This is a genomic window from Peteryoungia wuzhouensis (assembly GCF_003205195.1).
Classification (GTDB): Bacteria; Pseudomonadota; Alphaproteobacteria; order Rhizobiales; family Rhizobiaceae; genus Allorhizobium; species Allorhizobium wuzhouense.
Window position 1 is genome coordinate 31845 of the sequence record NZ_QJRY01000011.1, and the last position, 15418, is coordinate 47262.

Annotated in this window: 15 protein-coding genes; 3 read left to right on the forward strand and 12 right to left on the reverse strand. The window is 64.5% G+C overall.

Annotated elements, in window-relative coordinates; genetic code table 11:
• Positions 1-126: 126 nt before the first annotated feature.
• Positions 127-951: a tetratricopeptide repeat protein gene (locus DMY87_RS22390; RefSeq protein WP_110793857.1), complete on the forward strand. Its 825-nt coding sequence runs from the start codon at positions 127-129 to the stop codon at positions 949-951.
• Between the two features lie 29 nt (positions 952-980).
• On the opposite strand, the gene DMY87_RS22395 is transcribed toward DMY87_RS22390, so the two are convergent.
• The gene (locus DMY87_RS22395) at positions 981-1571 is read right to left on the reverse strand and encodes an IMPACT family protein (RefSeq protein ID WP_110793858.1); all 591 of its coding nucleotides are present in this window, start codon (positions 1569-1571) and stop codon (positions 981-983) included.
• Between the two features lie 10 nt (positions 1572-1581).
• A complete protein-coding gene (locus DMY87_RS22400; protein ID WP_110793859.1) occupies positions 1582-2007 on the reverse strand; it encodes a hypothetical protein in 426 nt (141 codons plus the stop codon).
• Positions 2008-2262: 255 nt separating this feature from the next.
• Here DMY87_RS22400 and DMY87_RS22405 point away from each other — a divergent pair, with 255 nt between their 5' ends.
• Positions 2263-5448, forward strand: a complete 3186-nt coding sequence (locus DMY87_RS22405) for a DNA translocase FtsK (RefSeq protein ID WP_205908209.1) — start codon at positions 2263-2265, stop codon at positions 5446-5448.
• 119 nt (positions 5449-5567) lie between these two features.
• Here the strand turns inward: DMY87_RS22405 and DMY87_RS22410 are convergent, their stop codons facing one another.
• The 8 genes from DMY87_RS22410 to DMY87_RS22445 form a co-directional block, all read right to left on the reverse strand.
• Entirely contained in the window at positions 5568-6008 is a 441-nt protein-coding gene (locus DMY87_RS22410) for a hypothetical protein (RefSeq protein WP_110793860.1), read from the reverse strand.
• A gap of 107 nt (positions 6009-6115) precedes the next feature.
• Positions 6116-7090 (reverse strand): glutathione S-transferase family protein, encoded by a 975-nt coding sequence (locus DMY87_RS22415; RefSeq protein ID WP_110793861.1) that lies wholly within the window; start codon positions 7088-7090, stop codon positions 6116-6118.
• A gap of 123 nt (positions 7091-7213) precedes the next feature.
• Entirely contained in the window at positions 7214-9022 is a 1809-nt protein-coding gene (gene ngg / locus DMY87_RS22420) for an N-acetylglutaminylglutamine synthetase (RefSeq protein ID WP_110793862.1), read from the reverse strand.
• A 1-nt stretch (position 9023) separates the two neighbouring features.
• Positions 9024-10799, reverse strand: coding sequence for an N-acetylglutaminylglutamine amidotransferase (locus tag DMY87_RS22425; RefSeq protein WP_110793863.1), 1776 nt, complete (start codon positions 10797-10799; stop codon positions 9024-9026).
• Between the two features lie 192 nt (positions 10800-10991).
• Complete coding sequence (locus DMY87_RS22430) at positions 10992-12404, reverse strand: PepSY-associated TM helix domain-containing protein (RefSeq protein WP_110793864.1); 1413 nt, start codon at positions 12402-12404, stop codon at positions 10992-10994.
• A gap of 34 nt (positions 12405-12438) precedes the next feature.
• On the reverse strand, positions 12439-13113 hold the full coding sequence (locus tag DMY87_RS22435; RefSeq protein WP_110793865.1) for a helix-turn-helix domain-containing protein: 675 nt from the start codon (positions 13111-13113) through the stop codon (positions 12439-12441).
• 95 nt (positions 13114-13208) lie between these two features.
• Positions 13209-13562, reverse strand: coding sequence for a hypothetical protein (locus tag DMY87_RS22440; RefSeq protein ID WP_245409014.1), 354 nt, complete (start codon positions 13560-13562; stop codon positions 13209-13211).
• A gap of 134 nt (positions 13563-13696) precedes the next feature.
• Complete coding sequence (locus DMY87_RS22445) at positions 13697-13957, reverse strand: putative antibiotic biosynthesis monooxygenase (RefSeq protein WP_110793867.1); 261 nt, start codon at positions 13955-13957, stop codon at positions 13697-13699.
• Between the two features lie 112 nt (positions 13958-14069).
• On the opposite strand from DMY87_RS22445, the gene DMY87_RS22450 reads away from it, so the two are divergent.
• Entirely contained in the window at positions 14070-14660 is a 591-nt protein-coding gene (locus DMY87_RS22450; RefSeq protein ID WP_245409015.1) for a TetR/AcrR family transcriptional regulator, read from the forward strand.
• Between the two features lie 21 nt (positions 14661-14681).
• Here the strand turns inward: DMY87_RS22450 and DMY87_RS22455 are convergent, their stop codons facing one another.
• Together DMY87_RS22455 and DMY87_RS22460 are read right to left on the reverse strand one after the other, a co-directional pair.
• A complete protein-coding gene (locus DMY87_RS22455; RefSeq protein WP_110793868.1) occupies positions 14682-14894 on the reverse strand; it encodes a SlyX family protein in 213 nt (70 codons plus the stop codon).
• A gap of 85 nt (positions 14895-14979) precedes the next feature.
• On the reverse strand, positions 14980-15267 hold the full coding sequence (locus tag DMY87_RS22460) for a hypothetical protein (protein WP_110793869.1): 288 nt from the start codon (positions 15265-15267) through the stop codon (positions 14980-14982).
• Positions 15268-15418 lie beyond the last annotated feature (151 nt).

Consider the following 15418-nt stretch of genomic DNA (forward strand, 5'->3'; position numbering starts at 1 on the left):
GAGCTTTCTGGAGGGGAATCGCGATGGGTCGATTAACACTCCGTTAGGGTTAACAGATTATTGCTTGAGCGGAGATTACGCCGCGCTTCGACGCCGGCGAAGACACGATATTCGGAGCGAAACGCCATGCTCACCCGGCACATGACACAGCATAGACGTCTGCAGATCCTGGCCACCGCCGGTCTCGTTCTGGCGGTGCTTGCGACATCGGGATGCTCGACGAGCCGCGACAGGCTGACGACGGGATCGATCCCGACGATGAACAAGGCGGTCGACAGCATGAGCGAGCCGGAACTGGCACGCGCAGCAGACAGCATGGGCCAGGCCTATGATCGCAAGCCGAAGGACCGCAGCATCGGGCTTTCCTATGCCAATGTGCTGATGATGCAGGGACGGAATGCCCAGGCGCTGGCCGTCATGCAGCAGGTGGCGATTGCCAACCCGACCGATCGCGAGGTGCTCGCCGCCCTCGGAAAGGCGCAGGCTGCGGCCGGCCAGCTGGACAAGGCGCTCGGCACGATCAACCGGGCGCAGACACCGGATCGTCCGGACTGGCGGCTGTATTCGGCAGAAGGGGCCGTGCTCGACCAACTGGGCCGTTCCGACGAGGCGCGTGGACGCTACCGGATGGCGCTGCAGATCCAGCCGAACGACCCGAGCGTGCTTTCCAATCTCGGCATGTCCTATGTGCTGACCGGCGACCTGAAAACGGCCGAGACCTATCTCAGGCAGGCGCAGCAGCAGCCGGGCGCGGACAGCCGCGTGCGGCAGAACCTGGCGCTGGTGATCGGACTGCAGGGGCGGTTCCAGGAGGCCGAGCAGATGGCCGCGCAGGAACTCAACCCGCAACAGGCGGCCGCCAACCTGCAATATCTGCGCGGCATGCTGTCCCAGCAGAATTCCTGGCAGCAGCTGGCTTCCGAAGACAAATCCAAGAAGAAGAACGGTTGAGGCCACTCCCATCTGAGGGGCGCCGGCGGTCAGGGATCGGGGAAACGCAGGTGTGAGCGGCCGCTGGTCAGGTCCTGGACGAGGCGTTGCACGCTTGCTTCATCGCCGCGCTTCAGCGTGACATCGAAACGCACGCCTTCGGCTTCGAAATGTTCGACCAGCGACAGATGCGGGATCGCCTGGAGGCGGGCCTTCACCAGCGCCAGATCCGAGAAACTGCAGGCGAGATCGCCGGTGACGAGCGGGATAATCTCGGTTTTGGTCCCGAGTCTCAGAGCCTGGGCCGTCGTGCCGCCATAGGCGCGCATCAGCCCGCCGCTGCCAAGCAGGATGCCGCCGAAGAAGCGGATGACCAGCACCACCACGCCATCCAGCTCCTGTCCGTCGATCGCCTGGAGAATGGGTTTGCCGGCCGTGCCCGAGGGCTCTCCATCATCGGAGAAGCGGTAGGCCTGGCCGAGCCGCCAGGCCCAGCAATTGTGGGTGGCCGAAGGATCGGACTTTTCGGCGAGGAAGGCCTTGGCTTCCTCTTCCGACGCGATCGGGGCCGCATAGGCGATGAAGCGGCTCTTCTTGATGTCCTGCTCGTGTTCGACGGGCGCGTTCAGCGTGAACGCCATGGGCGTGTCCTCACTCTTCCGGCACCGCTGCGGCCTCGTTGACGCGCAGCCAGAGGGCGAGTTCCGCGATCACCGACAGTCGCAGGGCTGCCTTCATGGCAAGCGCGCGGGTCAGCGAGGTGTCGCGCGGGGAAAAACCGAGTTCGGCCATGATCGCGGTTGGCGCCAGATTGCGAGCCCGCATGACCGCCTCAATGCGGGCGATGGTGGAGGGTAGCAGATAGCGGCCATTGGCGATCAGGATTTCCGGGTCGGCCGACACCGGATCGGGGGGCAGCGATTCGGCGGGCCTTGCCGGCGCGGGATGCTCCTGCTCACCCTTCGCGCGCGCACCGACGGTGACGAGATCGAGAAAGGCCTGGCGCTCCTCGGGCGAGGCGCCGGTCCAGGCTTTCAAGAGTTTCGTCAGCGGGGTTGGCTTGGCTTTCTTCGACATGTCCGGCTTTCTGTTCGCACCCGTCCATAACCTGCCCAAGGGACGGGGGCGAGAAAAAAACTTGGGCTTCATGCGCTTCTTCCGCGGACACGAATTCGCCAGCCACAACAGCGGGATCGGGCCCCCTCACAACGGTTTTTCGGGACGGCGCGCATCAGAATTTTCGAATGGGCGACAAGCAGTCGTTAACCTTTATTTTCTACTGAAAAGGCTTGTCATCCGCGTTCCCGTATCTCGTCAGCGTTCAGGTTTTCGATGCATCCTCCCCGTTCCAATTCCGCTTTCCAGGCCAGCCAGTTCGGGGATCAAAACGGGGGCAGCGCCCAGACCCCGCAGGGCCAGCAGGCCGCTCGGCCGGCGGGTGCCGACCAGATGGCGGCCAACCAGATCGAGGGGCGCGAAGAGCAGCCCGTCTGGCAGAGTGCTTTCGTTCTGGGTCCCAATGTGCGCTTTACCCGGACCCCTGATCGGACGCCTGCCAAGCCAGAGACGATCGAGCCGATGAGTGCACCGGCACCGGCTGCGCCGCAAGTTTCACGTGCCCCGGTGGCCCAGCCGCAGGCTTCTGTTCCGACAACACGCGTTCCGCAGTCCCCGGTTCCGACAGCTCACGCTCCGCGGCAAAACCCACAGACCGAACAGCGCCCGGCGTCGCCCTATGGCCTGCCGCGCACCGGCGCTCCGCAGCAGCCGGTTGCCGCTTCGGCCAGACCTCCGATTGCCAGCCAGCCGCTGCAGCAGCAACACCAGCCGCGCGTGCCGGCCTCCGTGACATTGCCGCAGCCGCCGGACGCCGTGGGTGCCCGGGCGCTGACCTACAAGCTGCGCCGTGAACTGGCGCGCCAGCAGGCCGAACAGGCCGCCTGGGAAGCCTCCATGGCCGAGGACCCGACGCGGCCCGTCGCGCCGCCGCCGACGGTCGCCCAACCGGCGCCGCTGGTGCAGGGCATGCGCACGGTGATGGCGACAACGACATCGGCTGCGGTGGGACATGCGAGGCAGGCTTCGACAGTTCCGGCTGCTTCGGGGCCGGTAGCTTCCGCACAGGTGACGACCGGACAGGTTGTTGCCGGCCGGCCGCCCTTGCAGAACCATGCGACGGTGCAAGCGACCGGCGCAGCGCCGTCGGGGATGGTTGCAACGCCAGCCCCAACGCCAGCTCCCACTTCAGCCCCAGTCGCGCGGCCGACCATGGCTCGCAATGCATTCCTTCGGCCCCCCGTGCAGATGGCGCAACCAGCCCAGGCGACACCGGCGCCGACAGCGGCGCCGTCCATCACGCAGCCTTCGTCCGGGTATATGCAGGCGGCCGTTGCTCCGTATTCGTCCTTACCGCAGACCCCCATCGCTGCGCCTTCGCCTGCACCGGTGACAGCACCTGCGGCATCGTCGTCGGCGCGGCTGCCGATCAGTGCGCTGCTTTCCGACCACATCTTCTTCGAGGCGATGATCGATCCGGTCGACGCCCCTGTGGAGACCGAGATGGCGCGCGCGGTCCCTGTTAACGCGCAACCACAGCCGGTCGCGATGGCACCTGCGCCCGTGGCCCCTGTGGCTCCCGTTGCGGCCCCCGTGATGATCCCGACGCGCAGCGCGGCGATCAGGGCCGAGGTGGTGCGCTACCGGCCCGATGCGATGCCGGCCGTTGCGCCGCTGCCGAAGCCCGTGTTCGATGCGCCGGCGGGATCTGTCGTGGCGCTCTACCGCGAGGTGGCGCGGCGTGAGGTCGGGGCCGATCAGGTTGCGGATGCCATCCCTGCCGCCGGTGTTCCCGACGCTCTTGCCACCGTCCCGGACGCGATTGCAGCCGCCCCTGCCCGCTCCGTGATCCCGACGGCTTCTTCTTCGACACGCCAGCCGCTGTTCCGCGCCCAGGAGGCGATGGGCGAAGGCGAATATGAGCTGCCCTATCTCGACTTCCTGCAGCAGCCGCCGGTGCAGACGGGTGTGACGATGACAGCCGAAGCGCTGGAGCAGAGCGCGGGGCTTCTCGAAAGCGTGCTTGAGGATTTCGGCATCAAGGGCGAAGTGATCGACGTGCGCCCCGGCCCTGTTGTCACGCTCTATGAATTCGAGCCAGCACCGGGGGTCAAGTCGTCCCGAGTGATCGGTCTCTCGGACGATATTGCTCGTTCGATGTCGGCGCTTTCGGCGCGTGTCGCTGTCGTGCCCGGCCGCAACGTGATCGGTATCGAGCTGCCGAACCCGGTGCGCGAGACGGTCTATCTGCGCGAGCTGATCGAAACGCCCGATTATGCCGAGACGCGGTACAAGCTGCCGGTTTGCCTGGGCAAGACCATTGGTGGCGAGCCTGTCATCGCGGAACTGGCAAAGATGCCGCATCTGCTGGTCGCCGGCACGACCGGTTCGGGCAAGTCGGTGGCGATCAACACGATGATCCTGTCGCTGCTCTACCGCTTCCGCCCGGACGAATGCCGGTTGATCATGGTCGATCCGAAGATGCTGGAGCTTTCCGTTTATGACGGCATCCCGCATCTCTTGACCCCCGTCGTTACCGACCCGAAGAAGGCGGTGATGGCGCTGAAATGGGCGGTGCGCGAGATGGAGGACCGCTATCGCAAGATGAGCCGCCTCGGCGTGCGCAATATCGATGGCTACAATGCCCGTGCGGCGCAGGCCCGCGAGAAGGGCGAGACGATTACCGTCAGCGTCCAGACCGGCTTCGACCGGCAGAGCGGCGAGATCGTCTATGAGGAGCAGGAACTCGATCTTTCGCCGATGCCCTATATCGTCGTCGTGGTCGACGAGATGGCCGACCTGATGATGGTGGCCGGCAAGGAGATCGAAGGCGCGATCCAACGGCTGGCGCAGATGGCACGCGCTGCGGGCATCCACCTGATCATGGCGACGCAGCGTCCCTCGGTCGACGTGATTACCGGCACGATCAAGGCCAACTTCCCGACCCGCGTCTCCTTCCAGGTGACGTCGAAGATCGACAGCCGCACGATTCTGGGTGAACCGGGTGCCGAACACCTGCTCGGCCAGGGCGATATGCTGCATATGGTCGGCGGCGGGCGGATTGCGCGCGTGCACGGACCCTTCGTTTCGGACGAGGAAGTCGAAAAGGTGGTTGCGCATCTGAAGATGCAGGCGCGACCGGACTATCTGGGCACCGTGACCGAGGACGCCGACGAAGCGGAAGACGAGCCGGAAGAAGACGTCGCCGTGTTCGACAAGAGCGCCATGGGCGAAGAGGACGGCAACGATCTCTATGACAAGGCGGTCAAGGTGGTGCTGCGCGACAAAAAGTGCTCGACCTCCTATATCCAGCGCCGGCTGTCGATCGGCTACAACAAGGCCGCCTCGCTGGTGGAGCGCATGGAGCAGGAAGGCATCGTGGGCGCTGCCAACCATGTCGGGAAGCGGGCGATCATCGTCGGCGGGCGGGAAGTCAGTGCCGAAGGCGATTTCGAAGGCTGAGCGCTGTAAGACGGTTCAGGGCCGGAACTCGGCCTTGACCTCTTTCATGGCCAGGCGATCGACGATTGCGGGTGCCAGGAGGCGCGGCCAACATACCCCTCAGCGGTTTACCGACATCGTCAGACCTGAACGGGGCGGATTGTATCCGTCGCGATTTTGCCTTCCAGAATTCCGCGGGTGAGATCCGATCGGTCGCGATCGATCTCGATCACTGTATAGAGCTTTTCCGAGCGGAAGGCGCTGGCCATGGTGGTCGTCACGTCTTCGGCGGGCTTGGCATCGACCTCCATGTAGTCCAGCTCCCGGCCAGAGGCGACGATGCGGGCATCACCGGATGTGCGGGCCGCGACGACGACCGTGCCCTGATAGGGAGAATTGTCCCAGCGGGGATCGTCGGCTTCGGCGATCGGCTCCAGACGGTAGATATTCAGCTTCTCAGGTCGATGACTGTTGCCTTGCGCCATTGTGGCAGCATCGCTCTGCCGTGCGGCAACTTCGAGCGGGCGGCCGGTCTGGTCATCGGCGGGCTTCGCGCTGTTATCGTTGGTGGGATTGTGCATGATCCGTATCCTCCGGTTCGGTCGTTCTTGAACAACCGCCGGGGACACGCGTGGTTCCATGGTCGGACATAAGCCGGCTAATGACCATCCCCCACTCCGGGCTGTCATCATGGTGCCGTACGGGCGAGGAGATCGATGATGTGCTGTGGGCCGGTGGGGACGATGCCGGTCGCGTTCAGCGTCTTGATCGAATAGTAGCCGCGCGTGATGTGGTCCATGTTGACCGTGGCGCGCACGCCGTCGAGCCTCAAGACCCGCTCCATATAGGCGGAGAGGGCCACGTAGTCAGCGATGCGGCGGCGGTTGGTCTTGAACAGGCCGTGATAGGCAGCGTCGAAGCGGATCAGCGTGACGAAGAGGCGGATATCGGTTTCGGTGAAGCGCGACCCAAAGAGGAAATCGCGACCGTCGGACAAGCGGGTCTCCAGCTCGTCGAGCATGGCGAAGACGCCATCGACGGCTTCGTCATAGGCGCCCTGCGTCAGCGCGAAGCCTGCCTTGTAGACGCCGTTGTTCAACTGGTCATAGATGCGGGGGTTGAGCGCGTCGATCTCTGCAGCCAGGTCCTCCGGGTAGAGGCGGAGATCGGAGGGCACGAGGCCCTCGAAGGCGGTATCGAGCATGCGGATGATATCGGCGCTTTCGTTGTTGACGATTGTGCCGGTCTTTTCGTCCCAGAGCACGGGCACCGTGGCGCGGCCGGTGAATTCGGGATCGGCGCGGGTATAGAGTTCGTGCAGATGGGTGGCGCCGAAAAGCGGATCGACATCGGCACCGGGATAACCGCCGAACTGCCAGCCCTCGCTTGACAGCGCCGGGGCGACGACGGTGACGGCGATGACGTCTTCAAGTCCTTTCAGGGCGCGGGCCATCAGCGTGCGCGAGGCCCAGGGGCAGATATAGGCGACATAGAGGCGATAGCGCCCGGCCTCTGCTTGAAAACCACCCTCGCCCGTCGGGCCCGGCGCGCCATCCGGCGTGATCCAGTGGCGGAAGGAAGAGGTCTGGCGGACGAAACGGCCCTTTTCGTCAGCCTTCTGCACCGGCTGCCAGTCTTCCGTCCATTTGCCATTCACCAGCATTTTCAAACTCTCCATCACGGCGAGAGGGCCACTGCCTCTCTTCATGCCGTGATTATGCGCCTCCCGGTCGTTCAGCGAAATCCGAAGTTTCTTGAAAAACTGTTCGATGATGGTGAACAGCGTTCAGGCACCCGGATAAGCCCTGCTGCCGGGGAAGAGGAGTTCGATGAAGCGTTCTGCCGTCGGTTGAGGCTCGTGATTGGCGAGACCCGGTCGCTCATTGGCTTCTATGAAGACATAGTCGGGCTCGGCCGGGTCACGGACCATAAAGTCGATGCCGACGACGGGAATCTTGATGGCTTTGGCAATCCGGCAGGCGGCGTCGACCAGATCCGGATGGACGCTATCGGTGACATCGTGGATCGTGCCGCCGGTGTGGAGATTGGCGGCCTTGCGAACGGTGATCTCGCGCCCCTCGTCCAGCACCGTGTCGAGGTCGAAACCCTGTTCGGCGAGGCAACGTTTCGTTTCGACATCGACCGGGATGCGGCTTTCACCGCCGGTGGCGGCGGCGCGGCGGCGGGACTGCTGCTCGATCAGCCTGCGGATCGGCGCGTGGCCGTCGCCGACTACACGCGGCGGGCGGCGGACGGCGGCGGCGACGAGGCGGTAATCGATGACGACGAGGCGCAGGTCCTCGCCCTCGAAGCAGGCTTCGAGCAGGACGCGGTCGCAGACCTGGCGGGCCTGCTTGATCGCCGTGCCGAGAGCCTCGGTGGTTGAGACGCCGACGGAGATGCCGCGACCCTGCTCACCACGGGCCGGTTTGACGACCAATTTGCCGTGTTTTTCGAGGAAGGCCTGGCGCTCGGCATCGGGGGCATCGGCGGAGATCTGTTCGGGGACCACAAGCCCTGCGCCTTCGGCAAAGCGGCGGGTGACGGCCTTGTCGTCGCAGATCGACATGGCGACGGCCGAGGTCAGATCCGACAGGCTTTCGCGGCAATGGATGGTGCGGCCTCCATGGGCAAGGCGGAAGAAGCCACCTTCGGCATCGGTGACCTCGACATGGATGCCGCGACGCAGCGCCTCGTCGACGATCAGGCGGGCATAGGGGTTCAACGCCTCGTAGGATTCGACCGGCTGAGCGAAGAACTTTTCGTTGATGGCGTTCTTGCGCTTGACCGAAAAAAGCGGCACGCGGCGGAAGCCGAGCTTCTCATAAAGGCCGATCGCCTTGTCGTTGTCATGCAGAACGGAGAGATCGACGTAAGCCAGGCCGCGGGCCTGGAAATGTTCTGACAGCGTGCGCACGAGACCTTCGCCGATGCCCGGCTGGCGGGCCTGCGGGTGAACCGCGAGACACCAGAGCGAGGCGCCCTGTTCAGGATCGTCGAAGAGACGCTTGTGATCGATGCCGGTGACCGTGCCGACGATTTCGCCGGTCTTATCATCCTGTGCAACGAAATAGCTGACCGGACGGTTGTCGCGTTCGCCGGTGAAGAAATCCTCGCGGACCTGGACCATGCCGCAGGCGGCATAGACGGCATTGATGCCGGCGGCATCGCCCTCGACGCCGAGACGCCGGATGGTGATGCCACGCGGGCGGCGACCACCGGGGCGGTAGGTGGAGAGATCGAGGCGGAAGGTGTGGGACGGATCGAGGAAGATCTCCTGCGGGGCGCGGGAGAGCAGCACATGAGGTTCGCCGACATAAAAGGCGATGTCACGGCTGCGTGGGGCTTCGTCCTTGAGCGCGATGAGAAGGGTCGCATCGTCTTCGAAGGTGCGGGCAAAGAGGAGGCGGCCCCAGCCGCAATCGAGCACGACGTTGCGGCCCGGTTGCGGCGCATCGGCCGGGCGAAACTGCGGCAGGGTGCCGGCGCTGCCTGGCTGACGCAGGCGACCGAGCCGATGCGACAGGGCCTTGCTGTTGCGCGGCTTGTGGGTGACGGGCGCGGCGGGCCGCGCGGGCTTGTCCGTATTCTTCATCTCAGACCTCGTGTGCCTGGAGCCACATTTCGAGCAGGCCGACCTGCCAGAGTTCGGAGCCCTGCAGGGGCGTGATGTGATCGGAGGGGGCAGCAAGCAGCCGATCGACATAGTCCTGCCGGAAGAGGCCACGCTCGCGGGCGGCCTGGGAGGAGAGCGTGTCGCGCAGCATGTCGAGATAGGGACCGGCGATGTATTTGAGCTGCGGCACCGGGAAATAGCCCTTCTTGCGGTCGATCACCTCGCCTGGAATGACCTTACGGGCGACGTCCTTCAGGATGCCCTTGCCGCCGTCGCGCAGCTTTTCCTCAGGCGGAATGCGGGCGGCGAGTTCGACCAGTTCATGGTCGAGGAAGGGCACGCGAGCCTCCAGGCCCCATGCCATGGTCATGTTGTCGACGCGCTTGACCGGGTCGTCGACCAGCATGACGCTGCTGTCGAGACGCAGCGCCCGGTCGACGGGGGTATCGGCACCTTCGGCGAGAAGGTGCTCACGGATGAGGTCGCCGCTGACGTCGCGGTCGGCGATCCAGCGCGCGTTGAGCTGGGTCGCCAGGGTTTCGTGCGAGCGGTCGCGGAAGCCACGGGCGTAGTCGGCCACAACGTCGTCGGAGCCGACGAGGGGCGGATACCAGTGATAGCCGGCAAAGACTTCGTCGGCGCCCTGCCCCGACTGGACGACCTTGATGTGTTTCGAGACCTCCTTCGACAGGAGATAGAAGCCGACATTGTCGTAGGAGACCATGGGTTCGGACATGGCGGCGATGGTGCCCGGCAAGGCTCCCATCAGATCGGCTGAGGGCACGAAGATCTTGTGGTGGTCGGTTGCAAATTCGCGGGCGATCAGGTCGGAATAGACGAATTCGTCGCCCTTTTCGCCATTGGCCTCCTCGAAGCCGACGGAGAAGCTCATGAGGCCGGTCTGTCCGGCTTCGGCAAGCAGGCCGACAATGAGGCTGGAATCGACGCCACCGGAGAGCAGGACGCCGACGGGCACGTCCGCGATCATGCGGCGCTTGACGGCCAGACGCAGGGCGTCGAGCAGGCGTTCCTGCCATTCCTCACGGGTGACCGAGCGGTCTTCGGCGCGGCGCTGGTAGGGCGGGTTCCAGTAGCGGCGGTCCTGAAAACTGCCGTCGCGCGCATAAACGCGCAGCGTTGCCGGCGGCAGCTTGCGCACGCCCTTGAGGATCGTGCGCGGCGGCGGCACGACGGCGTGGAAGGTCATGTAAGTGTGCAGGGCATCCGTATCGATCGCGGTGTCGATGCCGCCCGTCTTGACGATGGCGGGAAGCGACGAGGCGAAGCGCAGACCTCCAGAGACCTCGGCCAGGTAGAGCGGCTTGATGCCGAAACGGTCGCGGGCCATGATCACCCGGCCGCTGTCGCGCTCATGGATGACGAAGGCGAACATGCCGTGGAAGCGCGAGACGCAGGCCTCGCCCCAGGCATGCCAGGCCTTCATAATGACTTCGGTGTCGCCACCGGAGAAGAAGCGATAGCCCTGGCGCTCAAGTTCGCTGCGCAATTCGCGGAAATTATAGATGCAGCCGTTGAAGACGAGCGAGAGGCCGAGATCGGGATCGACCATCGGCTGCTGCGACTTGTCGGAGAGATCGAGGATGCGCAATCGACGATGGCCGAGGCCGACATTGCCGCGCACCACGACGCCGGACGAATCCGGTCCACGCGGGGCGAGCACATCCGCCATGATCGATACTGCCTGAACCGACGGCGCGCCGCCATCGAACCTTACTTCTCCACAAATGCCGCACATGAGCCTGGCTGGAACCTCCGTTGAAAGACGAAACGAAAGGTGCCGACGGCCGGAATTTTACCCCCGGCGCATCGGACACGCATTTTGCAAATGGCCGGGGGTGCGCATTGTTCCATCTTTTTTTGCGCTTCCGGCTTCTCGCCGGACGCGTGAACCGGGCAAGGCCGGTTCACGCGCGCGCTCTCGATGCGGTCAGCTCAGCGTCTTCTTCAGCGGTGCGATGTGGCGGATGACGAGCAGGTCGAGGAGCAGGACCGCAACCAGGACCGCGCCGCTCAGCGGAAAGAGCAGCGAGACGCCCAGCATGACGATGGCACCGGTCTTCCAGAGAGGGCCGGGTTCGCTGACCGTGGGCGCGACGAGGCGCGTGGCACCCCGCGGGCGACGCTTGAACCACATGACGAACCCGCTGACCGAGAGGAAGATGATCGCCAGACAGAAGGCAGTGACCAGGACGAGGTTCCAGAGACCCATGTCCCCCTCGTGGAAGGCGATGCCAGCGGCCATGGCCTTGCCGGCCAAACCATAATCGGCAAAGCCGACATCGGCGAGAATGCGGCCGGTATACTGGTCGATATGCACGATGCGGTCATGCAGCGGGTTGGCGCTGTCGTTGCTCATCGTGTCGCGCGAGATGCTCCAGACGCCGGTTTCAGACGCGGGGAAACCAAGCTGGAACCGCTGATCGAAGCCCAGCGCGCGGGCGAGCGTGATGATGGCATCGAGGGTGACGGGCTGGCCTTCGGGCGTGCCTGAGATACCCGCCTGCGAACCGGAGGCCGGCATCTGGGTCTGCTCCAGGGCCCAGGGCACTTCCTTGACGCCGTTGTAGTTCAAGCTGGCATGGGTCAGATCCGAGAGCGGGACATTGTCCCATTTCTCGGCGGGAAAGGTGCTCCAGGCCTGGGTGAACTTCTCGCCCCAGACGCCGGCCCAGGTGAGGCCCGACAGCAGGAAGACAACGAGGATCAGCGAGACGTAGAAGCCGATCGACAGATGCAACGACTTCCACAGCTGGCGGCCCTTGGCAGACAGCTGCGGAACGAGCACGGAAGAGAAGCCGCTGTTATCGCGCGGCCACCAGAGATAGAGGCCGGTGATCACGAGGACGATCCCGAAGCCGGCGGCGATCTCGATGAGCCGGTCGCCGACATCACCGATCAGCAGGGTGCCGTGGATGCTGTCGGCCAGATCGTAGAGGCCATTGCGACGGTCCCAGTGGCCAAGTGCCTTTGCCGTATAGGGGTCGACGGCGACCATATAGGAGGCGTCACCCTGGTTGACCCGGAAGAGCGATGCCTGTTCGGCCGTACGCGGCGCGATATACTGGACGATCTGACCGGCGACCTCGCCGAAGGCCGCTTCCGCCTGGGCAGAGACAGGGGCAAGGCTGGCCTGGGGCGCAACACTGTAGATCTTTTCGCCATCACGGCCCGAGATCGTTGCCGTCCAGAGCATGATCAGGCCGGTGACGGCAAGCATCAACATGAACGGCGCAACATAGAGACCGGCGTAGAAATGCCAGCGCCAGGCGGTGATGTAGAAGCGCCGCGACACGGCTGCGGTTCGGGCGGGGGGAATGGAAACATCGGATATAACGGACATCAATATGGATCCTTGAGGCAAAGGGTTGGACGGTTCAGGACAAAGGACGGTCGCCGGCGGCGACACGGGCCAGATGCAGCGGCTCGAGCAGGGTCACCCGGTCGCTGTGCTGGAAATCGATGAGGCCAGCCTTCTTCAGGCGGGTGAAGCACCGGCTGACGGTTTCGACGGTCAGCCCGAGCCAATCGGCGAGATCGGTGCGGGTGGGAAAGAGATGGAAGGTGACGGCACCGCGTTTTTGCTGCCGGGCGGGCCGACCGAACTGGCCGGCGAGATCGAGAAGCGCCGAGGCAACCCGTTCGGGCGCCGTCTTGCGGCCGAGCAGCATGGCAAGCGCCTGAGAGCGGGCCAGCATTTCGCCGAGGCTTGCTTCGAGATCACCCGGTGACAGAGTTTCGGCGACCGGCTCCAGCCGGGTGAGGCCCAGGGTTTCGGCGGAATAGCGATTGCGATCGCCGAAACCCAAGCCGACCAGACGGCCGGGACCGACGAGATCAATGATCTGGCGACGGCCATCGGTCAGGGTCTGGGACGTGGCGACACAGCCTTCCAGCACCCGGTATTGCGGGGAGCGGGAGAAGCCTTCGAGAAAGAGCGTGGTGCGCGGTGGAAGCAGAGCGTTTTCCGCTCTGGATTTGCGTTCAGCACCCATCATCGCAGGAAGAGGCGGCCCCTTGCGGGCCTCGCCTTCGGCAAGCATTGTCAACATGACTTACATCCGGATTGCGACCGGACATGCGTCATGCGCATGCGGCCCGGCCTGATGAGACAGATGGCCCGGCGAGACGCAGGGCCGTTGATCGATCAGGTCAGGATGGGGGGCGCGCGAGGAGCGCTATTGGGCGGGAAGAGTTGACGGTAATGCGCCTCTGCCGGCTGCGGCAGAACGGCGGCGATGGCGACCGGCAAACGGATGCCGACGAGATCCGCCGGAGCCGGCAGAGCAATGGCAGCGGAGATCCGGCAGGCTTCGCAATCGGAGGCTGCCGTATGGGTTTTGGACTTGCCGTCCTGATCGGTGCCGGGAAGGCAGAGTTCAGGAAGCGTGCCATCCGGCAGGATCAGACGCGCGACTTCGCTGGGATCGAGCACTGGGATGGCGGGAACAGGCGGGCGATGGGCAAGGCCAAGCAGAACGAGCGCGATCACGCAGATCATGCGTATCGCCCGATCAAACCCTGTCCGGATTCCCGTTTCGGCCATGCTATCCCCCGATAGATTTCGAGTGGATAGCATTGCGATCAGGCGGCCGCAAGCGCGAAACTGTCGCAAGGCCTGTTACCAACACGGCTTCAGGCGCGGATACGGGCCGGGCGGGGCTGACGGAGTATGAACCAGCCGAGATGGCGGTGGAGAGTCGGCGCGATTCCATACACGATGGAGCTGACCATGACCGGCGCAAGGACGAGGGTCCGCGCCCAGATGGGCCAGCCTTCCGTGAGCGGCATCAGGACGTAGAGGATCGCCGTGACGAAGGGATAGATGACAAGCAGCATCAAGGCGGCCAGCCGATGTTTCGACGGTGCAGGACGGGCAACTGGTGAATTCGACATGGGAGGCTCCATCAGAACGGTACGTATCGTTTATATTGAAACGCACCGTTTCGTTCAATAGGAAATCGTGTTATGGACCATCATGAGAACGACAGATGTGACGAAGACCTCGATGGATATCACAAAACGGACCTCGATCGGTGCGCAACGAAACCCGGCGAGCGAGACGGCGATCCTCGATGCGGCAGAAGAGATCTTGCGCGAAAGCGGTCTCGGCGGCTTCTCCATCGAGGCCGTGGCCCGCCGCGCCAAGGCGGGGAAGCCGACCATCTATCGCTGGTGGCCCTCGAAAGCGGCACTTCTGCTCGATGTCTACCACCGGCAGAAGGGCGAGACGTTCTACGCCGATACCGGCGACACGCGGAAGGACCTCGTCGCCTTTCTCGAAGCCCTGCTCGGTTTCTGGCGAACCAATGGCGGCGAGATCTTCCGGTCTATCATCGCGGCGGCACAAAGCGATCCGGAGGCCCTGATCGCTCTGCGCGATTATGCGGTGACGCGATGCCGGTCCAGCGGCGTCATCCTGGCGCGCGGACAGGCACGCGGCGAAGTGCGCGGCGACTTCGACCCGGAACCGATCATGGAGTTGCTGTCGGGCTTCTGCTGGAACCGGCTGCTGACCGGACGGCTGGAGGTCTCGCCCGGCGAGATCGAAACGATCGTCGATGCCCTGATGGGCGGGCTGTCGTCGACGTCGCGCTGACGAGGATCCGAAAGGCTCTGCTCAGTAGTGCGGCGGGCGGGTGATCGCCGGCGCGTCGAGCGATTGCTCCTCAAGGGTGAGGAAGCGTTCGGTCAGCCGGTCGAGCTTGGCGCGGGTCTGTTCGACGACCTTCCACTGCTCGGCAAGTTGGTCCGACAGTTCCTCGATCACGCGGGTCTGATGGGCGACCGTCTCTTCGAGGCGCGTGATGCGGTCGTTTTGCGCGTCATCCATCTTCGTCTCTCCATCGGGTTTGCGTGCCGGCTCTCCATGCCGGAAGACAGGCCGGGCGTCAAATGCGCGCGCGCGACAGGAGCTCTCAGCGCTGCTTCTTCTTGCGGTAGGGCATAAGCATGACCGCCGAGGCGGTCACGGCGGCGGCGAAGGTGAGCGCCAGCGGCACGACCATCATCAGGGTCGGCAGAACAGGATGAAGCGAGCGCGACAGCGAGGTGCCGACACCGCCGATATCGAGCCAGAGAATGGCGAAGCCGACCACGAGACCGAGGCCTGCTCCAACGAGGGCGTTGACCGCGAGGAAACGCAGCATCTCCCAATGGTCGCGCCGCGCCTCTTCCGGCGTCTGGTCGTCGGAGTGTCGTTGCATGGCTGTCTCCCAGGATCCCCAGGCGAGGACCATAGCAGAAAGCAACCGTGCCTTCACGGCGCCAAGGGTCGCAGCCGGTGAGGGGCGGGAAAAACGCGCGCCACCTTGCCTTGGACGACCAATCGGCCTAGCTCAGGACGCGACAACTGAT